We start from the raw sequence: 24,588 nt of genomic DNA, 5'->3' as shown, positions 1-24,588 counted from the left end.
GTTCAGGCGTCGCTCGGACCGGGCGTCGCCTTCGGATCGGACCGCATCTTCTGCCGGACGATGTCGCGCCCGACCGCGAGCCGCTTCATGTACTTGAACGTGCCGAGCGCCTTCGCGACGAAGTGGCCTTCGCTGTCGCGAATCTCGCCTTCGCAATAAGCCATCGTCGTCGAGCGATGCAACACGCGGCCGTAACCGCGCAATTCGCCGCGCCCCGGCTGCATGAAATTGACCTTCATCTCGACGGTGACGACGCCGATGCCATCGCCCGCGACGCTGCGTGCGGCGAGCGCCAGCGATGCGTCGAGCATCGTCATCGTGACGCCGCCGTGCGCGATGCCCCAGGTGTTCAGGTGTTCGTCGCGAAGCGGCAGCCGCACTTCGCTTTCGCCGTCCTGCGCCTTGACGAGCTCGACGCCGAGCGTATCGATGAACGGGCTCTCGAGCGCGACGCCGTTGCTTGCAGGTTGATCGGAAGAGGACATCGCGCTCACACTTCGTAGTCGACGCATTGACGCGCTTCGCGGATCGCCGCGACGAAGTCCTTCAGCGCCTGATGTTTCGGATGCACCTGATACGCTTCGAGCGCCGCCTTGTCGTCGAAGTCGGACACGAGCACGACGTCATAGGTGCAATCGAAACCCGGCTGCGCGGTGCCGACTTCGAAATGCCCTTGCCCTTTCACGATGCTGCGGCAGGTTTCGAGCTTCGCCTTCAGCTTCTGCGCGTTTTCGGCGCGGCTCGCGCCCTCGGCGTTTTCCTTCAGCTTCCACATGACGATGTGACGTAGCACGGCGACTCCTGTTATCGAACGAATCTCGAAGCGTAGCAAAAATCGCCGGGCCGCAAATGCTCACACGATTTCGAAAAGGCCCGCCGCGCCCTGCCCGCCGCCGATGCACATCGTGACCACGACGAACTTCGCGCCACGCCGCTTGCCTTCGATGAGCGCGTGACCCGTCAGGCGCGCGCCCGACACGCCGTACGGATGCCCGACCGCGATCGCGCCGCCGTTCACGTTCAGGCGCTCGTCGGGAATGCCGAGCCGGTCGCGGCAATAGAGCACTTGCACGGCGAACGCTTCGTTCAGCTCCCACAAGCCGATATCGTCGACGGACAGGCCCGCGCGCTTCAAAAGCTTCGGCACGGCGAACACCGGACCGATGCCCATTTCGTCCGGCTCGCAGCCCGCGACCGCGAAGCCGCGAAAAATGCCGAGCGGCGCGAGACCTTCCTTCTCGGCGAGCGTCGCGCTCATCACGACGCACGCCGACGCGCCATCCGAGAACTGGCTCGCGTTGCCCGCCGTGATGACGCCGCCAGGCAGCGCGGTGCGAATCTTCGACACGCCTTCGAGCGTCGTATCGGCGCGGATGCCTTCGTCGGCGGCGAGCGTCACTTCTTGCGTGAACATGCGCCCCGTCGCTTGATCGGCGATGCCGGCAAGCACGGTGATCGGCACGATTTCATCGTCGAACTTGCCCGCCGCCCGCGCCGCCGCCGCGCGCTGCTGCGAGCGCACGCCGTATTCGTCCTGCCGCTCTTTCGCTATCTCGTAGCGCTTCGCGACGTTCTCGGCGGTCTGCAACATCGACCAGTAGATTTCGGGCTTGTGTTGCCTGAGCCAGCCTTCGGTCAGCATGTGACGGTTCAGCTCGTTCTGCACGCACGAGATCGATTCGACGCCGCCCGCGACGAACACATCGCCCTCGCCCGTCATCACGCGCTGCGCGGCAAGCGCGATCGTCTGCAAGCCCGACGAGCAGAAGCGGTTCACCGTCATGCCGGGGACGGAAACCGGCAAGCCCGCGCGCAACGCGATCTGCCGCGCGATGTTCGCGCCCGTCGCGCCTTCCGGATTCGCGCAGCCCATGATGACGTCCTCGACGCGCGCCGGATCGATGCCCGCGCGTTCGACGACCGCCTTCGTCACATGGCCGCCGAGCGTCGCGCCGTGCGTCATGTTGAGCGCGCCGCGCCACGATTTGGCGAGCGCGGTGCGCGCCGTCGATACGATGACTGCATCGGTCATGTCGTTGCCCCCGCTTTGAGAATTTCGTCCGAACTCACGCGTTGCACGCCCGCATCGCGCATGTCGTTCCATGCTCGGTCGAGCGAGCCGTTCAGATCGATCGCGCGGCACGCGTCCTCGATCACGATGACGTCGAAGCCCGCCGCACGCGCATCGAGCGCGGACCACGCGACGCAATAGTCCGTCGCCAGTCCGGCGAGCCACACGCGTCTTGCGCCGACGTTGCGCAGATAGCCTTCGAGACCGGTCGGTGTCGAACGGTCCGCTTCGAGAAACGCCGAATAGCTGTCGACGTGTTCGTGATGCCCCTTGCGAATCACGAGCCGCGCGTGCGGCACATGCAGATCGCGATGCAGCGCCGCGCCTCGCGTGTCCTGCACGCAATGCACCGGCCACAGCACCTGTTCGCCGTAAGGCAAGGTCATCGTCTCGAATGGCGCGCGGCCCTCGTGATTTGCCGCGAACGACACATGCGAGCGCGGATGCCAGTCCTGCGTCAGCACGACATGCGAGAACGCGCGCGCAAGCCGATTGATGACCGGCACGACTTCATCGCCGTGTGCGACGGCAAGCGCGCCGCCCGGCATGAAGTCGTACTGCACGTCCACGGCGAGGAACACGTCTTCGACAGGTTTGATATCAGCCATTGAAGCGTCCATTCGATTGCGCGAGTTCGGTGACGCGCGCGGCGGGTTGCCACGCGTAGCCGTTGGCCTGCTTCGCGTATTTGCGCATCGCGCGTTCCACGTTGTAGAGGCCGATGGTGTCCGCATACAGCATCGGGCCGCCGCGCCAGAGCGGAAAGCCGTAGCCCGTCAGATAAACCATGTCGATGTCCGAAGCCTTGCCCGCGATGCCTTCCTCGAGAATCTTCGCGCCTTCGTTCACGAGCGAAAGCACGAGACGCTCGACGATCTCTTCATCGCGGATCTTGCGCCGCTCGACGCCGCGTTCCTTCGAATACGCGACGATCATGTCATCGACCACGTTCGACGGCAGCGCGTCGCGCTTGCCCGGCTGATAGTCGTACCAGCCCGCGCCGGTCTTCTGGCCGAAGCGGCCCATCTCGCACAGACGATCCGCGACGCGCGAATAATGCAGCTCCGGCTGCTCCCGATAACGCCGCTTTCTGATCGCCCAGCCGATGTCGTTGCCCGCGAGATCGCTCATGCGAAACGGCCCCATCGCGAAGCCGAAGTTTTCGATCGCGCGATCGATCTGCGCCGGCAGCGCGCCTTCCTCCAGCATGAAGAGCGCTTGGCGGATGTACTGCTCGATCATCCGGTTGCCGATGAAGCCGTCGCATACGCCCGACACCACCGCCGTCTTCCTGATTTTCTTCGCGAGCTGCATGACCGTTGCGAGCACGTCCTTTTCGGTCTTCGCGCCGCGCACGACTTCGAGCAGCTTCATCACGTTCGCGGGGCTGAAGAAGTGCATGCCGATCACGTCGCCGGGACGCTTCGTGAACGAGGCGATGGTGTCGAGATTCAACGTCGATGTATTCGATGCGAGGATCGCGCCGGACTTTGCGATTTCGTCGAGCTGACGGAAGACCTGTTCCTTCACGCTCAAGTCTTCGAACACGGCTTCGACGATCAGATCGGCCTGGGCCAGATCGCCAAAGGCAAGCGTCGGCGCGATGAGCGCCATGCGCTCTTCGACCTTTTCCTGCGTGAGCTTGCCCTTCTTGACCTGCGCCTCGTAGTTGCGCCGGATCGTCGCGATGCCGCGATCGAGCGCGTCCTGCTTCGTTTCGAGCAGCACGACGGGCAGGCCGGCGTTGAGAAAGTTCATCGCGATGCCGCCGCCCATCGTGCCCGCGCCGATCACGCCGATGCGCTCGATCTTCCTCACGGGCGTGTTCGACGGGACATCGGCGATCTTGGCAGCCGCGCGTTCGCCGAAGAACGCATGCCGCAACGCGCGGCTTTCGGGCGTCTGCACGAGCGCGAGAAAGCATTCGCGCTCGAAGGCGAGACCGCGCTCGAAACCTTCCTTCACGCCTTTTTCGATTGCATCGATGCACTTGTGCGGCGCCGGGAAATGCTTCGCGACTCCCGCGACACTGTTGCGCGCGAACTGGATGAAACCCTCGGCGTTCGGATGCACGATCTGGCGATCGCGGACTTTCGGATGCGGACCGCCGCGATCGGCGGCCCGGCGCGCGAACGACAACGCGCTTTCCAGCAGATCGCCGTCGGCGAGTTCATCGAAAAGCGCGGTTTGCGCGAGCTTTTCTGAGGGCACCGGCGCGCCCGACACGATCATGTTCAGCGCCGTTTCCAGCCCGACCACGCGCGGCAGACGCTGCGTGCCGCCCGCGCCCGGCAAAAGCCCGAGCTTCACTTCCGGCAGCGCGATCTGAGCACCGGGCACGGCGACGCGGTAATGCGCGCCGAGCGCGAGTTCCAGACCGCCGCCCATCGCGACGGCGTGAATCGCCGCGACGACGGGCTTCGCGCTCGCTTCGAGCGTCGCGATGACGGTCATGAGCGTCGGTTCCTGCGTGGCTTTCGGCGTGTTGAATTCGGTGATGTCCGCGCCGCCCGAGAACGCCTTGCCCGCGCCGATGATGACGATGGCGCGCACGTCGGCATCGTCGTTCGCGCGCTCGACACCTTCGACGATGCCGAGCCGGGTCGAATGCCCGAGACCGTTGACCGGCGGATTGTCGAGCGTAATGACGGCGACGCCGTCGCGGATCGTGTAGTCCACTGCCATGAACGTGTCTCCTGTCGACCGGATATGAGATCGATTGTGGGCGATCGGGGCAGAATACACAAAAAAGCACGATCGTTCAAACGACGCGTTTCGCGCCAATCGATCGACAGAAATGCACGAAGCCCCGGCGCGCGCACCGCGAGCCGGGGCTTTCGATGACGCAAGAAAAAGCTAGACCGGATTCTCCGCGGCGTTGGGCAACACGTAATCGCGAAACTGCTCGCGCAGGCGCACTTTCTGCAGCTTGCCCGTCGCGGTGTGCGGCAGTTCCTCGGCGAACACGACATCGTCCGGAATCCACCACTTCGCGACCTTGCCCTCGAAATGCGCGAGCAGTTCCTCGCGCGTGACGGTCGCGCCCGGCTTCAGCACCGCGACGATCAGCGGCCGCTCGGTCCACTTCGGATGCGAGCACGCGATGCACGCCGCTTCCGCCACCTGCGGATGCGACACCGCGATGTTCTCCAGATCGATGGAGCTGATCCATTCGCCGCCGGACTTGATCACGTCCTTGCTGCGATCGGTGATCTGCATGAACCCGTCTTCATCGATGGTCGCGACATCGCCGGTCGGGAACCAGCCGTCGACGAGCGGAGAATCGTCCCGGCGAAAATACCGATCGATGACCCACGGCCCGCGCACATGGAGATCGCCGAACGATTTGCCGTCCCACGGCAGTTCGGTGCCGTCGTCGCCGACGACTTTCATGTCCACGCCAAAGAGCGCGTGGCCCTGCTTTTCCAGCGAGCGGCGCTGCTCGTCGAGCGGACGCTGCTTCTGCCTGAAACTGAGGCGCGACAAGGTGCCGAGCGGCGACATCTCCGTCATGCCCCACGCGTGGATCACTTGCACGCCGTACTCTTCCTCGAAGATGCGCAGCATCGCGGGCGGACACGCCGAGCCGCCGATCACCGTGCGCTTCAACGTCGAGAAACGCACGTTCTGCTGCTTCATGTACGTGAGCAGGCTCATCCACACCGTCGGCACGCCGGCGGAATACGTGACGCCTTCGGCTTCCATCAATTCGTAGAGCGACTTGCCGTCCAGATCCTTGCCGGGAAAGACGAGCTTCGCGCCGACGAGCGGCCCCGCGTGCGGAATGCCCCATGCGTTGACGTGGAACATCGGCACGACGGGAAGGATCGCATCGCTCGACGATGCGCCCATCGCGTCGGGCAACGCCGCGCCGTACGCGTGCAGCACCGTCGAGCGATGCGAATACAGCGCGCCTTTCGGATTGCCCGTCGTGCCCGACGTGTAGCAGAGAAACGATGCCTGACGCTCATCGAGCATCGGCCATGCGTAGTCGCCGTCGTGCTCGCCGATGAGGCTTTCGTAGCTCATCACCGGCACGCTCATGTTCGACAGATGTTCGGCGATGCACGCGGCATCGCCGAGCGCGATCCAGCCCTTCACGTTCGGGCACTGCGGCGCGATCAGTTCGACGAGCGGACCGAAAGTCATGTCGAAGCAGACATACGAATCGTCCGCATGATCGATGATGAACGCGATCTGATCCGGAAAGAGACGCGGGTTGATCGTGTGACACACGGCGCCCATGCCGCTGATGCCGTAATAGCATTCGAGATGTCTGTAGCCGTTCCACGCGAGCGTGCCGATGCGCTCGCCCTGCTCGACGCCGAGCGCGGTCAGCGCCTGCGCCAGTTGTTTCGCGCGCTTCTCGCAATCGCGGTAGGTGTAGCGGTGGATATCGCCTTCGATGCGCCGCGACACGATCTCGTTGTCGCCGAAGTGGCGTGAGGCATGAGACAGCAGGGACGACGCGAGCAGCGGTATGTCCATCATCTGCCCGTAGAGCGGCGACGTCATAGGCGAAGTCCTCGAATCTGGCGAATGCTGATCGGATGGCCGGGCCGCGCTCTGCAGGCCCGCGGGCGCGGAATTACAATATCGTTTAACTCAGAGGCGCTCAACATGTCGTTTTCCCCAAGCAATGCCGTGCGCGCGGCGCGCGACGAGACGCCCGCCGACGCGCGTTCCGTGAACGAAATCGCCAGCGCGATCCGGGTCGGCGAGCCGGGCTCCTTCGCCGCGCTCGGCACCGCTTTTCTCACCCGTCTTCCTGCCGCGCCCGTTCCCGATCCGTATCTCGTCGGGATGTCGCGCGAGATGGCCGAAACGCTCGGATTCGATCCGCAAGTCGCCACCGGCCCTGAGAAGGACGCGTTCGCCGCCTTCTTCGCCGGCAATCCGACGCGCGACTGGCCAGCCGATGCCCTGCCCTATGCCGCCGTCTATTCGGGGCATCAGTTCGGCGTGTGGGCGGGACAACTGGGCGATGGCCGCGCGCTGACGCTAGGCGAAGCGGAGCACGACGGCGCGCGTCTGGAAGTGCAACTGAAGGGCGCGGGCCGCACGCCCTATTCGCGCATGGGCGATGGCCGCGCGGTGCTGCGGTCGTCGATCCGCGAGTTTCTGTGCTCGGAAGCAATGCATCATCTCGGCATCCCGACGACGCGCGCGCTCACCGTCATCGGCTCGGACTTGCCGGTGCGGCGCGAGATCGTCGAAACGGCGGCGATCGTCACGCGCGTATCGCCGAGCTTCGTGCGCTTCGGCCACTTCGAGCATTTCTATTCGAACGATCGCATCGACGAGCTGAAGACGCTCGCCGATCACGTCATCGACCGGTTCTATCCGCATTGCAGGGATGCCGACGATCCGTATCTCGCGCTGCTCGACGAAGCCGTGCGCTCCACCGCCGATCTGATGGCGGAGTGGCAAGGCGTCGGCTTCTGCCACGGCGTGATGAATACCGACAACATGTCGATCCTCGGCCTCACGATCGATTACGGTCCGTTCGGCTTCATGGATGCCTTCAACGCGCATCACGTCTGCAATCATTCGGATACGCAAGGACGCTATTCGTATGGGCGCCAGCCGCAGGTCGCGTACTGGAATCTCTTCTGTCTCGCGCAGGCGCTCGTGCCGCTCTTCGGCGCGAATCTGCCCGAGGAGGGCCGCGCCGAGCGCGTGGTGGAAGAGGCGCAAAAGGTGATGGAGCGCTACAAGGATCGCTTCGGGCCCGCGCTCGTCGCGAAGATGCGCGCGAAGCTCGGCCTCGATATCGAGCGCGAAGGCGACGACAAGCTCGCCAACGGTCTCTTCGAAATCATGCATGCGAATCGCGCGGACTTCACGCTGACGTTCCGGAACCTGTCGAAGCTCTCGAAATCCGACGCGAGCCGCGACGCGCCCGTGCGCGATCTGTTCCTCGATCGCGCCGCATTCGATGCGTGGGCCGCGCAGTATCGCGAGCGCCTCGCCCACGAGCCGCGCGACGACGCCGAGCGCGCCGCGGCGATGAATCGCGTGAATCCGAAGTACGTGCTGCGCAATCATCTGGCGGAAAACGCCATTCGGCGCGCGGCGGAAAAGGATTTTTCGGAAGTGGCGCGTCTTCTGGACGTGCTGCGCCATCCATACGACGAACAGCCCGAATACGAAGCCTACGCGGGCCTGCCGCCCGACTGGGCGAGCGATCTCGAAGTCAGTTGTTCTTCGTAGGATCGCCCTCATATACCAGGCCTTCCCGGCCAGATCAAAGGAACGACAGATGAGCCACGACGCCACCCCGACGAGCTATCCGCTGCAAAAGGACGACGCCGAGTATCGCCGCGAACTCGACGACATGCAGTACCAGGTCACGCGCCACGCCGCGACCGAGCGCCCCTTCACGGGCAAATACTGGGATCACAAGGAGCGCGGCGTCTATGACTGCGTGTGCTGCGGCACGCCGCTGTTCGAATCGGACACGAAGTTCGACGCCGGCTGCGGGTGGCCGAGCTACTTCAAGCCGATCAACGGCGAAGTGATCCAGGAGAAGACCGACCGCTCACACGGCATGCTTCGCATCGAAGTCGTGTGCAAGAACTGCGGCGCGCATCTCGGCCACGTCTTCGAGGACGGCCCCGCGCCGACCGGCCTGCGGTATTGCATCAACTCGGCTGCGCTACAATTCGAACCCAAGTAAGCGCGAGCCCGTCCATTTCGTCGTACCGGCGCCCGCCGCTTCTCGCGGGCGCTTTTTTCTCGCGCGCCTCGCATCCATCCGATGCCCATCACGTCCGCACGCCAATGAAATTTCTGTTCGATCTGTTTCCGATCATTCTCTTTTTCGTCGCATTCAAGGTCTGGGGCATCTATACCGCGACGGCGGTCGCGATCGCGGCGACGCTCGTGCAGATCGCCTGGGTCGCGTTTCGGCATCGCAAGGTCGATCCGATGCTGTGGGTCAGTCTCGGCGTGGTCGTCGTGTTCGGCGGCGCGACGCTCGTGCTGCACAACGATACCTTCATCAAATGGAAGCCGACGGCGCTCTACTGGCTCTTCGCGTTCGCGCTGATCGTCGCGCAGATCGGCTTCAGAAAGAATCTCATCGAAGCGATGATGGGCAAGCAGATCGTGTTGCCGCATCGCGTATGGGGCCAGTTGAATGTCGCATGGGCGGTGTTTTTCGCGCTGCTCGGCATCGTCAATCTTTTCGTCGCGTATAACTTCACGACGGATCAGTGGGTGAACTTCAAGCTCTTCGGCGCGACGGGCTGTCTCGTCCTGTTCATCGTCGCGCAAAGCTTCTGGCTTGCGAAATACATGAAGGAGGACGGGCAATGAGCGCATCGTTCGATTTCACGAGCGCATCGGCGGCGGACAAGATCGCGCATCTCGAAGCGCGTTTGAATGCCACGCTGCAGCCGCAGTCGGTGCATATCGACGACGACAGCGCCGCGCACGCGGGCCATGCGGGCGCGGCCGCCGGCAGCCATTACACGGTGACGATCGTCGCGGAATGCTTCGCGGGCAAGGCACGCGTGGCGCGACATCGACTGGTGTATGATGCGCTGGCCGAGGAGATGCGGCGCGGCGTGCACGCGCTCGCGATCCGGGCCTACACGCCGCAAGAGTTCGCAGAACAATTCGAATAAACCCGCGCGCGGTTCGACCCTAAGCCTTCCCTCTTAAATCTCGCCTTTGAAGGCGTCTGTTTGTTCAGTTAGGAACCTCCGATGACTTTGAAAAAAACCCGCGTCTGGGTGTTGCTGGCTGCATTCGCGGCTGCTCCTGCGTTTGCGCAAAACATCGCCGTCGTCAACGGCACGCCGATTCCCACGTCGCGCGCCAATGCGCTCGTGAAGCAACTCGTGGCGCAAGGTCAGCAGGATTCGCCGCAGCTTCAGCAGGCGGTGCGCGAGGAACTCATCAACCGCGAAATCCTGATGCAGGAAGCCGCGCGCGAAGGCATCGCGACGCGTCCCGACGTGAAGGCGCAGGTCGCCGTCGCACAGCAGACCGTGGTGTTGCGCGCGCTGATCGAAGATTTCGTGAAGAAGAACACGCCGACCGACGCCGAGATCAAGGCGCGCTATGAGGAGCTCGTCAAGCAAAACGGCGGCGGCAAGGAACTGCATCTGCATCACATTCTCGTCGAGGACGAAGCGCAGGCGAAGGATCTGATCGCGAAGATCAAGGCCGGTGCGAGCTTCGAAGATCTCGCGAAGCAATATTCGAAGGACCCGGGATCGGGCAAGAACGGCGGCGATCTGGACTGGTCCTCGCCTTCGGCTTACGTGCCTGAATTCGGCGCGGCCGCGGAGAAGCTGAAGAAGGGCGAAATGACGTCCGAGCCGGTGAAGACGCAGTTCGGCTGGCACATCATCCGTCTGGACGATGCGCGTGATGTCGCCCCGCCGCCGTTCGATCAGGTGAAGGCGCAGATCGCGCAGCAAATGCAGCAGGAAAAGCTGCAAGCGTTCGAGGAAGGCTTGCGGAACAAGGCGGTGGTGAAGTAAGCGCGCTTGCTTGTTCGTTGGTAACAAAGCCGCCCTTCGGGCGGCTTTGCCGTTTCATGCGCCGTCAACCGCCCAGCTTCGTCCTGACCACCGCGCCCGAGCGCGTCAGCTTCGCCATTTCGCGGTTCTGCACCACGCTCATGAAGCCCGCCCAGTCCGCTGCGAGCGCGGCCTTGTCGACCTTGTCGGTGTCGCCGAGCTTGTAGCGTTCGCCCTGCACGTAAGGACGTTCCCACGCGGCCCGATGCCACGCGCGTTCCGCAAGCGCAAGCAAGCGCGGATACGCCATGTAATCGAACTGCTGATCCGTACGCATCACTTCCGCCCAGGCTTGTCCCTGAATGCCTTCGATACGCGGCGCCGGTCCAGCGCTCGTCACTTCGAACGGTTTGCCGTCGCGATCGGGCATGATCTCCGCGTTCTGCGGCAGATTGTCAGGCGCGAGCGAGAACGTCTTGAAGCTGTCCGTCGCGTGCGAGCCCCAGTAATACCCGCGCTCGCGCTGATCGAAGGCATAGGGGAAGTCGAAGTACAGATAATCCGGCAGCGCGAGCACCGTCTTGTAGCCCTGACTGCCGAGCGTCTGCACGGTGTCGGACGCGCCCCAGAAGATCGTGTCCCACATCGTCACCATCACGTTCGACGTCGCGAAATCCTGCGGACCGTTCGCGTGCTTGATGCCGTCCTGCCACGCGGCCATCGTGCCGATGCCGTTCGCGCGCACGATCTGGCTGACCTGGCGCGCGAAGATCGACGGCAGTTCGTCGACGGATGCAACCTTGCCCGACGCGATCATCGCCGCGCACTGCGGCGAGCGTCCCCACGGCTTGTCCTGCAACGCGAGGTTCACGCGGCCCTTGCCGGGATCGGTGCCGTCGAGCGGCTGGAAACCGCCGCCGAGAAGGATGTTCTTCGCCTCGTCGCCGCCGAAGTGCCACACGGAAAGCGGCGCGCCCGCTTCGCGATGCATCGACGCGACTTCGCCGATCACCTTTGATGCGAAACGCTGCGCACCGTCCGAGCACGGATTCAGGAAACTGCGGCGGTCGTAGAACTGGACGGTCGTCGTGTTCGATGTATCGGCCGGATCGAGCAGACGGTACGCGTTCGCGGCCGCCTTGTTGCCGAGCGCCGCAAGACGCTGGTAACGCGCTTCCATCGACACGACCGCGGCGCGCGCGTGGCCCGGCATGTCGATTTCCGGAATGATCTCGACGAAGCGATCCGCCGCATAACGAAGCAGCGCGACATATTCGGCGCGGCTCAGATAGCCGCCGCCCGAGCGATTGTCGGGACCGGAGCCGAGCTGCGGCAACAGGCACTGCGTTTCCGTGAGATCGTGGCAACGCTTCGCACCGATTTCGGTCAGCTCCGGCAGACCGGGGATTTCGATGCGCCAGCCTTCATCGTCGGTGAGATGCAGGTGTAGCCGGTTGAGCTTGTATGCGCTCATCTGGTCGATCAGACGGCGCAACGTGGCGGGCTGACGGAAGTTGCGCGCGACGTCGACGTGCATGCCGCGATGCGTGTATCGCGGCGCGTCTTCGATGGTCATCACCGGCACGCTGCCGCCGCCCGCGGGTGTAAGCGAGAGCAAGGTCTGCACGCCGTAGAACAGCCCGCCCGCATCGAAGGCGTCGATCTTCACGCCGTCTTGCGCGATCGTCAGCCGATAACCGCCCGCGCGCGCGATATCGGCCGGCAATGCGCCTCCGGCGATCTGCCCGCTCACGCGCACGGCCGCGCCGGTCAGACCGAGCGTCGCCGCGCGCGACGTGAGCGCCGCCACTTGCGACGATGTCAAACCGGACGCCGACAAATCGATTCCGCCGACCTGCGCCGCGCCCTCACCCGCCGTCGAACGCAGCACCGCCGGCACCGCGCGCGCGGCGGTCTGCTGCGCCGATGGCAACGCGGCTTCGGCGCGTGCGCGTTGCACTTGCGCGGGCGTTGCGGCGAATGCCGCTGCGTCGTCCGCGATCGGCGGAATGCGATCGACGTAGCGGGTTTCATCGTCGGTATCGTTGTGCTTGAGGATGGCAGGCGCCGCATTGCCGTCCGCCACGACATACGCGCGCGGCAACAGATCGCTGTAGCGCTGATACCAGTACTCCCCGACGAACGGCACTTCGATGCGCTCGCCCGCGCCGAGCGTGAAAGCGCCCGCGCGCGGCGTCAGCGCGTAGAGATCGCCGGTGACGTGCTTCCACGCGAACGCCGGATGTTCCACCATCAAAATGCGCCGGATGCTGTGCACGTACAGCGTCCAGCCGCCTGCCGGGAGACTGCGGCTGCCGGTGTTTTCGAGAATCAGCTTGCCGCGCGCGCAACTGGCCCAGTCGGCGCCGAGATCGGCGCAGTTCGTGCCGGACTTCGCGGCATCGTTGCCGTCGATGTCCACGCGCACCATCAGGTTCTCGCCGAGCGCCGCCGCGCGCGCCGTCGGCGAGAGATTGGCCGAACCCGAATCCGAGCTGTCGCCGCACGCCGCGACGAGACACGACGACGCGATGACCGTCATCGCCAATAAATTCCGTATACCTAAATATTTTGATGGCAACTGCCTCATTTCTCCTCCGTGGTCAAACGCGCCTCGCGACGCGCCGAAGCACTATACCCGCAACTTACGCGTTGATTATTTTGGGATATTTGCCGGAAGGCAGTGTTATGGAACGGGCTCAAAAATAAAAACACCCCGAAGCGTCAGCTTCGGGGTGTTCGGTCCAGCCATGCGACGATGCGCGATTAGCCGAGGAAGCGTCGCGCGTTCTGGAACACGCGCAGCCACGGGCTGCCGTCGGTGGTCCAGTCGTCGGGCGTCCAGCTCATCTGCACGTTGCGATGCACGCGTTCCATGTGCGGCATCAGCACGGTGAAGCGGCCATCGGGCGTCGTCACGGACGTAATGCCCTGCGGCGATCCGTTCGGATTGAACGGATACTGCTCCGTCGCATTGCCGCGATGATCGACGTATCGCATCGCGACGAGCGCCTGCGCCGGATCGCCTTGCTGCGAAAAGTCAGCGAAACCTTCGCCGTGCGCGACCGCCACCGGAATGCGCGAGCCTTCCATGCCCGCGAAGAAGATCGACGGCGAATTCTGCACTTCGACGAGCGAGAAACGCGCCTCGAACTGCTCCGACTTGTTGCGCGTGAACTTCGGCCAGCTTTCCGCGCCCGGGATGATCGATGCGAGGCTCGACATCATCTGGCAGCCGTTGCAGATGCCGAGCGCGAAGGTATCCGGACGCGCGAAGAACGCCGCGAACATGTCGGCGAGCTTCGCGTTGAAGCGGATCGTCTTCGCCCAGCCCTCGCCCGCGCCGAGCACGTCGCCGTACGAGAAGCCGCCGCACGCGACCGCGCCCGCGAAATCGGCGAGCGTGGCGCGCCCTTCGAGCAGGTCGCTCATGTGGACGTCGTGTGCATCGAAGCCGGCGCGATCGAACGCGTATGCCGTTTCCAGATGCGAGTTCACGCCCTGTTCACGCAGGATCGCGACACGCGGACGCTTGCCCGTCGCGATGAACGGCGCAGCGACGTCTTCCGCCGGATCGAAGGTCAGCACCGGCGCGATGCCAGGATCGGCGGCGTCGAGCAGCGCGTCGTATTCGGCGTCGGCGCAGGCCGGGTTGTCGCGCAGACGCGCGATGCGCCAGCTCACTTCGCTCCACGCGCGATGCAACTCGACGCGCGGCGCATCGAAAATCTTCTTCGCGTCGCGATAGATTTCGACCGCGCCGCTCCGGTTCGGCTTGCCGATCACATGCGAGCACGCCGACAAACCGTGTTCGCGCAGCGCGCCGAGCACCGCGTCGCGATCCGATGCGCGCACCTGCACGACCGCGCCGAGCTCTTCCGAGAACAGCGCGCGGATCGTGCGGTCGTCGCGGCGGCCGCTCGTCTGCTTGGCCCAGTCTTTCGCGTCGCCGTAATCGGATTCGTGATCGGCGTCGAGCGTCAGCATGTCGATGTTCAGCGACACGCCCACATGCCCCGCGAACGCCATTTCGCAGACCGTCGCCCACAGGCCGCCGTCCGAGCGGTCGTGATAGGCAAGCAGCTTGCCATCGGCATTCAAAGCCTGGATCGCCGCGAAGAAGCGCTTGAGGTCTTCGGGATCGTCGACATCGGGCACTGCGTCGCCGACCTGCTGCGTGACCTGCGCGAGAATGCTGCCGCCCATGCGGTTGCGGCCACGCCCGAGATCGATCGAGATCAGCACCGTGTCGGTATCGTCGACGAGTTGCGGCGTGAGATGCCGGCGCACGTCCTCGACCGGCGCGAACGCCGAGATGATGAGCGACACCGGCGACACCACTTCGCGCGCGCCGCCGCGTGCGTCCTGCCACTTGGTGCGCATCGACAGCGAATCCTTGCCGACGGGAATGCTGATGCCGAGCGCCGGGCACAGTTCCATGCCGATCGCCTTAACGGTGTCGTAGAGCGCGGCGTCTTCGCCGGCGCTGCCGCACGCGGCCATCCAGTTCGCGGAGAGCTTCAGCTTGTTGAGCGATTCGATCGGCGCGGACGCGATGTTCGTCACCGCCTCGCCCACTGCCATGCGGCCGGACGCGGGCGCGTCGATGACGGCGAGCGGCGTGCGCTCGGCCATCGTCATCGCTTCGCCGCGAAAGCCCGCGTAATCCATCGTCGTGATCGCGCAATCGGCGACGGGCACCTGCCACGGACCGACGAACTGGTCGCGCGCGGTCGTGCCGCCGACCGAACGGTCGCCGATCGTGATGAGGAACGACTTGCTCGCGACCGTCGGATGCTTGAGCACGTCGACAGCGACTTCGGACAGCGACAGACCCGTCACGTCGACGGGCGTGAATTGCGCATTCTCACGCTTCACATCGCGATGCATCTTGGGCGGCTTGCCGAGCAGCACGTCCATCGGCATGTCGACGGGTTCCTGGCCTTCGTTGGCGTCGTCGATCAGCTTCAGCTGACGTTCGTCCGTCGCCACGCCGACGACCGCCACCGGGCAGCGTTCGCGCTCGCAAATCGCCTGGAACGCGGGCAGATCGGCGGGCGAAATCGCCAGCACGTAACGCTCTTGCGCCTCGTTCGACCAGATTTCGCGCGGCGACAGACCGCTTTCCTCGAGCTGAACCTTGCGCAACTCGAAGCGCGCGCCCTTGCCCGCGCCATCGACGAGCTCCGGGAACGCGTTCGAGATGCCGCCCGCGCCGACGTCGTGGATCGACAGGATCGGATTGCCCTCGCCCAACTGCCAGCACGTATTGATGACTTCCTGCGCGCGCCGCTGGATTTCCGGATTGCCGCGCTGGACCGAGTCGAAATCGAGTTCGGCGGTGTTCGCGCCCGTCGCCATCGACGATGCCGCGCCACCGCCCATGCCGATACGCATGCCCGGCCCGCCGATCTGGATCAAGAGCGTGCCGGCCGGCAGGTCGAGCTTGTGCGTGTGCTGATCCGAAATATTGCCGATGCCGCCCGCGATCATGATCGGCTTGTGATAGCCGCGCACGCGGCCCGCGACGTTCTGCTCGTAGGTGCGGAAATAGCCGCCGAGGTTCGGGCGGCCGAATTCGTTGTTGAACGCGGCAGCGCCGATCGGGCCGTCGATCATGATCTGCAGCGGCGACGCGATGCGGTCCGGGCGGCCATACGGCGCGTGCTCGTCGGACGGATTGCGTTGCGTGAGCGGCACGGCGGCGTCGCGGTCGTTTTCCCACTTTTCGCGCGCGTCGGGCAGATCGAGGTTCGACACGGTGAAGCCCGCGAGACCGGCCTTCGGACGCGCGCCGCGGCCCGTCGCGCCTTCATCGCGGATTTCGCCGCCCGAGCCCGTCGCCGCGCCCGCGAACGGGGAAATCGCGGTCGGGTGATTGTGCGTTTCGACCTTCATCAGCGTGTGGGTCAATTCCACGTTGCGCCGATACTGCTCGTCGGCGCCGCGCGGGAACCAGCGTTCCGCGACGCCGCCCTCCATGATCGCCGAATTGTCCGAATACGCGACGATCGTGCCCGCGTGATTCAGCTTTTCCGTGTTGCGGATCATCTGGAACAGCGACATGTCCTGCTTTTCGCCGTCGATGGTCCATTCGCCATTGAAGATCTTGTGGCGGCAATGCTCGCTGTTGGCCTGCGCGAACATCATCAGTTCGACGTCGGTCGGATTGCGCTTCAGGCTCTCGAACGCGTTCACGAGATAGTCGATCTCGTCTTCCGCGAGCGCGAGGCCGAGCTCGGCGTTCGCGGCCTCGAGCGCACGGCGGCCCGTGCCGATGATGTCGACGGTCTGCAAAGGCTTCGCGGGCAGCTCGTCGAAGAGATGCAGCGCCTGGTCGCGCGATGCCGCGACGCTTTCCGTCATGCGGTCGTGCAGCGCATCCGCGACGGCCGCGCGCGCTTCGTCCGACAGCGCCTTCTTGCCGCCGAGGAAGCCGCTTTTCATGACGACCGAGAATTCGACGCCGCGCTCGATGCGACGCACTTTCTCGAGGCCGCAGTGATGCGCGATGTCGGTCGCCTTGCTCGCCCACGGCGAGACCGTGCCGAAGCGCGGCACGACCATGAACGTCTCGACATGACCGCGCTCTTTCGAGTCCGCGAACGGCGCGCCGTAGTGCATCAGCGCGGCGATGCGGCTGTTGTCATCGTCGGTGAGCGGCTCGGACGCGTTGACGAAATGCAGGAACTGGCCGCGCACGCCGACGATGTTTGCGTCGATGCGGGCGAGCGTTTCGAGAAGGCGGGTCTGACGGAAATCGGAGAGGGCCGAAGCGCCGGGGAAACACGAGAAGTGGGCCATTGTGACGGTGCGTCGATGACGTCTGTGTGCCGCTCGCGCGACGCTCGATCGCTTTTTGCAAACCGGATATTCGCAAATTCGGACTCGAGCACGCTAAACGGCGTGAGGCGAAAGGAAGACCGCGATTATAACCCGGAAGCGTCTCGAAATCGGCCGGGGCGGTCCGTCCGCGTGGCGCGCCACGGTGCAGCGGCGACGCGAAACGGATCGTCGCGCATCCCGAAATTGTCCGCGCCGGGCCGGCCATCGGGGATCGAGCGTGCCGCGGGCCACATGAGCGCCCGGCTCGCCGTCCCCCGCAAACGATTTTGGCGCTATCATGGCGCGCTTTCTCCGGGTACGGCGCGTGCCGAATCACGCCGCCAGCCTGTCGTTTCACCGTCAACGCAGCAGCCGGGCGTCCGTGCCCGAGCGTCACGCCGCACTGCAATCTCGCGCCTTCGGGCACAAAAAGTCATGGATGTCATCGTCATCGGCGGAGGAATCGCCGGCATCGCCACCGCCTATCAATTACATGCGGCCGGTCATCGCGTGTGCGTGGTCGAGCGCCACGCGACCGTCGCGCAAGGCGCCACCTACGGCCAGGGCGGCGCGCTGCTGCCCTCGCCGCTCGATGTCTGGTTCGGGCCGACGTTCATGGCGTCGAGCCGCTCGAAGCAAAGCGGCATGGTGGTCAAGACCGGCTTCGACTCGGCCGCGCGCGATTTTCTGAAGCAGCTCGCGACGCTGCGCGATCCCGAGGCGTTCGCGGCGCAGTACGCGCATCTGCAGCCGCTCGTCGATGTGTCGCGGCGCGTGCTCGCGGACATCGAAAGCCGGCTGGAACTCGATTTCGAGCAGCGCCGCGGCGTGCTGCACGTCTTCAGGCAGCCGCGCGAGCTCGAAGACGCGCAGCCGGCCATCGATCTGCTCAGAAGTTGCGGCGTTGCGCATCAACTGCTGACGCCCGAGGAATGCGTCGCCATCGAGCCTTCCGTGCCGGATTTCCCGGAATTCGCGGGCGGCGTGCTGCTGCCCGACGAGCGCACCGCGAACTGCCCGCTCTTCACCAAGCAACTGAAGCAGGTGCTCGAAGACGGCGGCGTGCAGTTCCGCATGCATCGCGCGGTGGCGTCGCTGCGTCTGGACGATGGCCGCGCGGCCGTCCAGCTCGCCGGTCCGCACGAAGGCAAAAAGCGCACCGCCGATGTCGAGCTCATCACGGCGGACGCCATCGTCGTCGCGGCGGGCACGGGCACGCCGGGGCTCATCGGCGGCTCCAAGTCGGCGTCGTCGCTCTTTCCGCTGCGCGTGCATACGCTCACCGCGCCCGTCGCGTACGAGGAGCGCGCGCCGCATCTGACGGTCGTCGATTCGATCAAGCGCATCACGATGACGCGCATCAACCAGCGGCTGCGCGTGGGCGGCGCGGGCGTGTTCCAGAGCGCGTCCAAGGCCGACAAGCCGCTCGACGCCTCGCTCTCGCGCCGCGCGCTCGATCTGCTCGGCCAAGGCACGCACGACTGGATTCCGGGCGCGGCGCGCGTCTCCGCTGCGCGCGCGTGGGAAGGGCTGCGCCTCGTCACCGCCGACGGCCTGCCGCTCGTCGGCGCGACGCGCCATCCGCGGCTTTTCGTGAACGCCGCGCACGGCCCGGCGGGCTGGGGCCTCGCGTGCGGGTCTGCTAAAGTGATCGCGGATCTCATTTCCGGCGTTACGCCCGATGTTCCCGCCGATACCCTTGCCGCGCTGAGCCCCGAACGCTTCTAACAGCGCGCTGCGACGGGCACGAATGCTGCGGACGCCGGGTTTCCAAAGCGCTTTCCCGCCCGCCGCCATGACCGCTGCCCGCTCGCCCTATTTCACTCCCAAAGACGATCCGCTCACGCTTCTGACGCTCGCCGAGCTGCGCACGCTCGACGCGCGCGCAGCCGCCGCGCTGCCGCCGCATACGCTGATGGCGCGCGCGGGCGCGGCCGCCGCGCAATGCGTCATCGATGCGCTGGAGCACGATCCGGATTCGCGTGCGTTGCCGGTGTGGCTCGCGGCCGGCCCCGGCAACAACGGCGGCGACGCGCTCGTGATGGCCGAGCGCCTGCATCGCGCGGGCATTCCGGTGCGCGTGTGCATGCCGGTCGAAGTGAAGCCCGACGACGCGCGCTGGGCGCTCGACGCGGCGCGCGCGGCCGGCGTCTCGATCGACGACAAGCCGCCCGCCTCGTTCGACGGCGTCGGCTGGCTCGTCGACGGCATGTTCGGCATCGGTCTCACGCGGCCGCTCGAAGGCGTGTTCGCGGAAATCACCGCGCGCATGACGCGCCGCGCGCGCGCGTCGGGGCGCGTGCTCGCGCTCGACGTCCCGAGCGGCCTGAACAGCGACACCGGCGCGCCCGTGAACGGCGGCGAAGCCGTGCGCGCAACGGACACGATCACCTTCATCGGCGCGAAGCCGGGGCATTTCACGTCGCTGGGCCGCGATCTGACGGGACGCCTTTTCGTTTCGACGCTGGAAGTCGATGCAAGCGCGGCGCCGTCGATCGTGCTCAACGCGCCCGCGCTATTCGGCGCATGCATGCCGCCACGCGACAACGCGACCCACAAAGGCACGTTCGGCTCGCTCGCGGTGGTCGGCGGCGATACCGGCATGTGCGGCGCGCCGGTTCTCGCCGCGCGCATGGCGCTCTACGGCGGCGCGGGCAAGGTGCACGTCGCGTTTCTTGGCGAAGGCTTTCCGCCTTACGATCCGCCGCATCCCGAGCTGATGCTGCATCACGTCGATGACCTCGCGCTCGACAGGATGGACGCGCTCGCCATCGGCTGCGGCATGGGCCCGAGCGAGCGCGCCATAACGGTGCTGACCGACGCGCTGAAGCTCGATGTCCCGAAATTGCTCGATGCCGACGCGCTCAATCTCGTCGCGAAAGACGACGCGCTCGCCTCCGCCGTCGCGGCGCGCGGCGCGCAGGGCGATCCGTGCATCCTCACGCCGCATCCGCTGGAAGCCGCGCGTCTGTTGCAAACCGACGCGAAAACGGTTCAGGCCGATCGCATCGCGGCCGCGCGCCAGCTCGCCGCGCGCTATGCGGCCATTGCGGTGCTCAAGGGCTCCGGCACCGTGATCGCCTCGCCCGATGGCCGCGTCGCCGTCAATCCGACCGGCAACGCGGGACTCGCCACGGGCGGCACCGGCGACGTGCTCGGCGGATTGATCGGAGCATTGCTCGCGCAGAAGCTTCCTGCATACGAAGCGGCGCTCGCGGGCGTCTGGCTGCACGGCCTCGCCGCGCAGACGCTCAGCGACGGCGGCATCGGCCCGGCCGGATTGACTGCCGGAGAACTCGCGCCCGTCGTGCGAAGTCTCATCAACCGCCGCTTTTACGCGGAGCACGCGCGCAACTGACGGTTTTCGCGCGTCCCATTGCAAGGCCGCCGTGACGCTTTGCAAGCATCCGTTCATGCATCGTCGCTATACTCTTTTTTGATTCGGGCAACCGCGGCCGCTCACATCTGCTTCAGTCGCGTTCACCAGACACGACGCACAGGCAGGCGAGCCGCAATCGCACGAACGTATTCCTCTGTCACCTTCAGACTAACGGACCGCTCATGACCCAAAACTCGATGCTCAACTCGCTTCCTGCCTGGTCGGCGCTCCAGACGCATTACGATGCCATCTCCGGCGAGCGCCTGCGCGACTGGTTCGCGCCGCAGAACGACACCACGCCGACGCGCGCCGAGCGCCTCACTTTCGCGGGCGGCGGCCTCGCCATCGACTTTTCGAAGAACCGCGTGAAGGACGAAACGCTCAAGCTGCTCGTCGAAGTCGCGCGGCAGGCCAAAGTCACCGAACGCCGCGACGCGATGTTCCGTGGCGATATCGTCAACATCACCGAACATCGCGCCGTGCTGCATACCGCGCTGCGCGCGCAGTCGCCGGATGCGCCCTTCCACGAGCAGGTGCAGAAGGAAAAGGCCAAGATGGCCGCCTTCGCCGACAAGGTTCGCGACGGCTCGTGGACGGGCTATACCGGCAAGCGCATTCGCCATGTTGTGAATATCGGCATCGGCGGATCGGATCTCGGGCCGAAGATGGTCGTGCACGCGCTGCATCATCTGGCGTCGAAGGATCTGGACACGCATTTCGTATCGAATGTCGACGGCGCGGACCTCTGGAACGTCCTTCAGCAAGTCGACGCCGAAGAAACGCTCGCGATCGTCGTCTCAAAGACCTTCACGACGCTCGAAACGATGACGAACGCGCATTCGATGCGCGACTGGTTCCTGAAGTCCGGCTGCCCCGAAGATCAGCTCGCGAAGCATTTCGTCGGCGTGTCGGCGAATCCGGCTGAAGTGGTCAAGTTCGGCATCGCGAAGGAGAACGTCTTCGAGATGTGGGACTGGGTCGGCGGACGCTACTCGCTGTGGTCGGCGGTGGGGCTGTCGATCATGCTGTCGGTGGGTCCGCAGAATTTCGACGCGCTGCTGCAAGGCGCGGCCGCGATGGACGAGCACTTCCGCACCGCGCCGCTCGACAAGAACCTGCCGGTGCTGATGGGCATGATCGGCATCTGGTATCGCAATTTCTTCGGTTCGCAGAGCGATCTCGTCGCGCCGTATTCGCAGGCGCTGCACTATCTGCCTTCGTATCTCCAGCAGCTCGAAATGGAGAGCAACGGCAAGTCGGCGCGTCTCGACGGCAAGATGGTCGATTACCCGACCGCCGCCGTGATCTGGGGCGAGCCTGGCACGAACGGCCAGCACGCGTTCTTCCAGATGCTGCATCAAGGGCCGACGATCATTCCGATCGACTTCATCGCCGTGCTGACGCCGGAGCATCCGCTCGTCGATCATCACGCGAAGCTGCTCGCCAACTGCTTCGCGCAGAGCGAGGCGCTCATGCTCGGCCGCACGCTCGAAGAAGCGAAGAAGGTCGCGGGTCCGGGCAAGGAGGAACTGGCGACGCATCTGAGCTTCCCCGGCAACCGTCCGACGACGACCATCATGCTCGACGCGCTCACGCCCCAGTCGCTCGGCGCGCTCATCGCGCTCTACGAGCACAAGGTGCTGGTGCAGGGCACGGTGTGGGACATCAACTCGTTCGATCAGTGGGGCGTGGAGCTCGGCAAGATTCTCGGCAAGGTCGTCGAGGCCGATATCACCGCCGCGAGCGCCGATCCGGCCAAGCACGATTCGTCGACATCTGCGTTGATCGCGCGTGCGCGCGAGGCTTTGAAGCGCTGAAGCGCGCGTTGAAGAAGGTGGCCCGCGGCGCTTCGGCGTCGCGGGTTTTTTTATACGCCGATGCCGTTGACGAGCCGCCCCGCTTCGATCGTCACCGTCGCGTCGCAGCGCTCGGCGAGTTCGGCGTCGTGCGTGACGAGCACGAGCGTCGCGCCGTTGCGGCGGTTCATCTCGAACATCAGGTCGATGATCGCGTAGCCCGTGGCGGCATCGAGGCTGCCCGTGGGTTCGTCGGCGAAGAGCACGGCCGGATGCGTGACGAAGGCACGCGCGAGCGCGACGCGCTGCTGTTCGCCGCCGGAAAGCAGCTTCGGATAGTGGCCCGTGCGCTGCGCGAGACCGACCTGATCGAGAAGCGAGCGGGCGCGCGCCGCGATCTCGCCGTGAGGCATCTCGGCGCGCAGTTCGAGCGGCAGCATCACGTTTTCGAGCGCGGTCAGATGCGGCATCAACTGGAACGACTGAAACACGAAGCCGACCGCGCCGCTTCTGAGCGCGGCCCGTTCGTCTTCGTTCAGGTTCGACAGCTCCTTGCCGAGCAGACGAACCGAGCCCTCGCTCGCGCTGTCCAATCCGGCGAGCAGGCCGAGCAATGTCGACTTGCCCGAGCCCGATGCACCGACGATCGCGACGCTGCTGCCCTTCGCGATCGACAGATCGATCTGATCGAGAATCGTGAGCTCGCCCGTTGCGTCCTTCACTCGCTTGCTTAACCCCCGAACTTCGATGACCGGCTCGATATTGTTTTGCATGGAAACTCTGAAAATTAACTTGCGCGGCCTCGTGCCGGCGATCCTGTTGATGGCGGCATGTTCGGCGACAGCGCATGCCGCCGATGCGCAAGCCGCAGCGCAACCGAAGCCCGCGATCGTCGTGCTGGGCGACAGCCTGTCGGCCGAATACGGCCTGCCGCGCGACACCGGCTGGGTCAACCTCTTGCGCGACAAGCTTGCGAAGGAGCGTTTCGATTATAGCGTCGCCAATTCAAGCATCAGCGGGGACACCACGAGCGGCGGGCGCGCACGATTGACCGCGGTGCTTTCTCGCCTGAAGCCCGCGGTCGTGATCGTCGAACTCGGCGCGAACGATGCGCTGCGCGGCGTGCCGCTCGCGACGACGGAGACGAATCTGCGCAGCATCGTCGATGCCTCGCAGGCGGCGCATGCGAAGGTTTTACTCATCGGCATGTACGTCCCGCCCAATTACGGCCCGGACTATACGCAAAAGTTCCACGCCGTCTATGAGCGCATCGCGAAGGAGAAGAACGTGCCCCTCGTGCCGTTCCTGCTTGCCGGCATCGCTGACAAGCCCGCCATGTTCCAGGCGGACCAGATTCATCCGACGGTGCAGGCCCAGCCTTTGCTGTTGGAAAACGTCTGGCCAACCTTGAAACCCTTGCTGGGCGCCAGTGCGTCGCATTAGGACGACGCCGGCCGCGACAGCTCTTGCAGAACCAACGCGGAACACGGCCACGATTCAGATATCTGAGACTTTCGCGTAACTCTTATAACCCGCTCGTCTCGTGAGCGACTCTACAAGGAGGTCACGTGAAACTTATCCCTCTCCTCGGCCTGGCCGTCGCGCTCTCGGCTTGTGCCGCACAGCCGCCCGCCAACGTGCAACAAGTCGGCATGAGCAAGCAGGCGCCCAATGTCGTCGCGCAGTGCATCGCGCAAAAGTGGGCCGAAAAGTCACAGCAGCAGGTCGTGTCGCAGAACACGCTCGCCAACAATCAGGGCGTCGACGTCTATGTGCCCGGCCAGCAGCCGCCGAATGGCGCCGCCGCGGTGGTGCAGCCAGCGCGCTCGGGCTCCGGTACGTGGGTCGGTTTCCGCGCCTCGGGCGCTGCCGGCAGTCAGGCAACCGGCGATATTCAGGCTTGCCTGTAAGCATCCTGCTGCCGTCTCGTAGCGGCGTAGCAAAGCAAAAAAGCCCCGCTTTCTTTTGAACTGCACCCCAAAAGTTGGACACCCGTTCAACGATTTGGGGTGTTTTTTCATGAGCAAGTACAGCGCACGACTC

Annotated in this window: 19 protein-coding genes; 10 read left to right on the top strand and 9 right to left on the bottom strand. The window is 65.1% G+C overall.

The genetic code is table 11. The features are described from left to right. Positions 1–2: 2 nt before the first annotated feature. The 6 genes from NCS00_RS07155 to NCS00_RS07130 all read right to left on the bottom strand — a co-directional run bounded on the left by NCS00_RS07155 (position 3) and on the right by NCS00_RS07130 (position 6,586). Positions 3–485 carry a PaaI family thioesterase gene (locus tag NCS00_RS07155; RefSeq protein ID WP_008349701.1) on the bottom strand — a complete coding sequence of 161 codons (483 nt, stop codon included), beginning with the start codon at positions 483–485 and terminating at the stop codon, positions 3–5. 5 nt (positions 486–490) lie between these two features. Beyond that, positions 491–793 (bottom strand): Dabb family protein, encoded by a 303-nt coding sequence (locus NCS00_RS07150; RefSeq protein WP_061161325.1) that lies wholly within the window; start codon positions 791–793, stop codon positions 491–493. Between the two features lie 60 nt (positions 794–853). Beyond that, entirely contained in the window at positions 854–2,032 is a 1,179-nt protein-coding gene (locus NCS00_RS07145) for an acetyl-CoA C-acyltransferase (protein WP_034473389.1), read from the bottom strand. Next, the gene (gene pncA / locus NCS00_RS07140) at positions 2,029–2,679 is read right to left on the bottom strand and encodes a bifunctional nicotinamidase/pyrazinamidase (protein ID WP_008349704.1); all 651 of its coding nucleotides are present in this window, start codon (positions 2,677–2,679) and stop codon (positions 2,029–2,031) included. Before pncA ends, NCS00_RS07145 begins: the two co-directional genes overlap by 4 nt. Then, positions 2,672–4,756 carry a 3-hydroxyacyl-CoA dehydrogenase NAD-binding domain-containing protein gene (locus NCS00_RS07135; protein WP_250439716.1) on the bottom strand — a complete coding sequence of 695 codons (2,085 nt, stop codon included), beginning with the start codon at positions 4,754–4,756 and terminating at the stop codon, positions 2,672–2,674. Before NCS00_RS07135 ends, pncA begins: the two co-directional genes overlap by 8 nt. Before the next feature lie 171 nt (positions 4,757–4,927). Further along, positions 4,928–6,586: a 3-(methylthio)propionyl-CoA ligase gene (locus NCS00_RS07130; protein WP_250439714.1), complete on the bottom strand. Its 1,659-nt coding sequence runs from the start codon at positions 6,584–6,586 to the stop codon at positions 4,928–4,930. Positions 6,587–6,691: 105 nt separating this feature from the next. Between NCS00_RS07130 and NCS00_RS07125 the strand changes: the two genes are divergently transcribed. The 5 genes from NCS00_RS07125 (at position 6,692) to NCS00_RS07105 (ending at position 10,566) form a co-directional block, all read left to right on the top strand. Then, positions 6,692–8,284 (top strand): protein adenylyltransferase SelO, encoded by a 1,593-nt coding sequence (locus NCS00_RS07125; protein WP_008349707.1) that lies wholly within the window; start codon positions 6,692–6,694, stop codon positions 8,282–8,284. Positions 8,285–8,333: 49 nt separating this feature from the next. Next, complete coding sequence (gene msrB / locus NCS00_RS07120) at positions 8,334–8,750, top strand: peptide-methionine (R)-S-oxide reductase MsrB (protein ID WP_008349708.1); 417 nt, start codon at positions 8,334–8,336, stop codon at positions 8,748–8,750. 104 nt (positions 8,751–8,854) lie between these two features. Then, positions 8,855–9,391 (top strand): septation protein A, encoded by a 537-nt coding sequence (locus tag NCS00_RS07115; protein ID WP_008349709.1) that lies wholly within the window; start codon positions 8,855–8,857, stop codon positions 9,389–9,391. Next, the gene (locus NCS00_RS07110) at positions 9,388–9,702 is read left to right on the top strand and encodes a BolA family protein (protein WP_008349710.1); all 315 of its coding nucleotides are present in this window, start codon (positions 9,388–9,390) and stop codon (positions 9,700–9,702) included. Before NCS00_RS07115 ends, NCS00_RS07110 begins: the two co-directional genes overlap by 4 nt. An 81-nt stretch (positions 9,703–9,783) precedes the next feature. Then, positions 9,784–10,566 carry a peptidylprolyl isomerase gene (locus NCS00_RS07105; RefSeq protein WP_250434687.1) on the top strand — a complete coding sequence of 261 codons (783 nt, stop codon included), beginning with the start codon at positions 9,784–9,786 and terminating at the stop codon, positions 10,564–10,566. Positions 10,567–10,630: 64 nt separating this feature from the next. Here the strand turns inward: NCS00_RS07105 and NCS00_RS07100 are convergent, their stop codons facing one another. Next, complete coding sequence (locus NCS00_RS07100; protein ID WP_250439712.1) at positions 10,631–13,087, bottom strand: family 20 glycosylhydrolase; 2,457 nt, start codon at positions 13,085–13,087, stop codon at positions 10,631–10,633. 224 nt (positions 13,088–13,311) lie between these two features. Then, complete coding sequence (gene purL, locus NCS00_RS07095) at positions 13,312–17,349, bottom strand: phosphoribosylformylglycinamidine synthase (RefSeq protein ID WP_008349718.1); 4,038 nt, start codon at positions 17,347–17,349, stop codon at positions 13,312–13,314. Positions 17,350–17,805: 456 nt separating this feature from the next. Between purL and NCS00_RS07090 the strand changes: the two genes are divergently transcribed. From NCS00_RS07090 to pgi, 3 genes are all read left to right on the top strand, one after another. Further along, positions 17,806–19,098 (top strand): FAD-dependent oxidoreductase, encoded by a 1,293-nt coding sequence (locus NCS00_RS07090; protein WP_250439710.1) that lies wholly within the window; start codon positions 17,806–17,808, stop codon positions 19,096–19,098. A gap of 67 nt (positions 19,099–19,165) precedes the next feature. Beyond that, positions 19,166–20,728: an NAD(P)H-hydrate dehydratase gene (locus tag NCS00_RS07085; protein ID WP_250439708.1), complete on the top strand. Its 1,563-nt coding sequence runs from the start codon at positions 19,166–19,168 to the stop codon at positions 20,726–20,728. Positions 20,729–20,931: 203 nt separating this feature from the next. Continuing rightward, positions 20,932–22,566: a glucose-6-phosphate isomerase gene (pgi, locus tag NCS00_RS07080; RefSeq protein WP_250434677.1), complete on the top strand. Its 1,635-nt coding sequence runs from the start codon at positions 20,932–20,934 to the stop codon at positions 22,564–22,566. 50 nt (positions 22,567–22,616) lie between these two features. On the opposite strand, the gene NCS00_RS07075 is transcribed toward pgi, so the two are convergent. After that, entirely contained in the window at positions 22,617–23,318 is a 702-nt protein-coding gene (locus NCS00_RS07075) for an ABC transporter ATP-binding protein (RefSeq protein ID WP_033535923.1), read from the bottom strand. On the opposite strand from NCS00_RS07075, the gene NCS00_RS07070 reads away from it, so the two are divergent. Both NCS00_RS07070 and NCS00_RS07065 read left to right on the top strand, forming a co-directional pair. Continuing rightward, complete coding sequence (locus NCS00_RS07070) at positions 23,317–23,988, top strand: arylesterase (protein WP_284507484.1); 672 nt, start codon at positions 23,317–23,319, stop codon at positions 23,986–23,988. The genes NCS00_RS07075 and NCS00_RS07070 overlap by 2 nt on opposite strands. Positions 23,989–24,113: 125 nt before the next feature. Beyond that, positions 24,114–24,455 carry a hypothetical protein gene (locus NCS00_RS07065; RefSeq protein WP_008349728.1) on the top strand — a complete coding sequence of 114 codons (342 nt, stop codon included), beginning with the start codon at positions 24,114–24,116 and terminating at the stop codon, positions 24,453–24,455. The last annotated feature ends 133 nt before the right edge of the window (positions 24,456–24,588 follow it).

Origin of the sequence: Caballeronia sp. AZ1_KS37, from assembly GCF_023631165.1 — a bacterium.
GTDB classification, from domain to species: domain Bacteria; phylum Pseudomonadota; class Gammaproteobacteria; order Burkholderiales; family Burkholderiaceae; genus Caballeronia; species Caballeronia zhejiangensis.
Note: the sequence above shows the minus strand (reverse complement) of the source record. Positions and strands in the feature narration are given on the sequence as shown.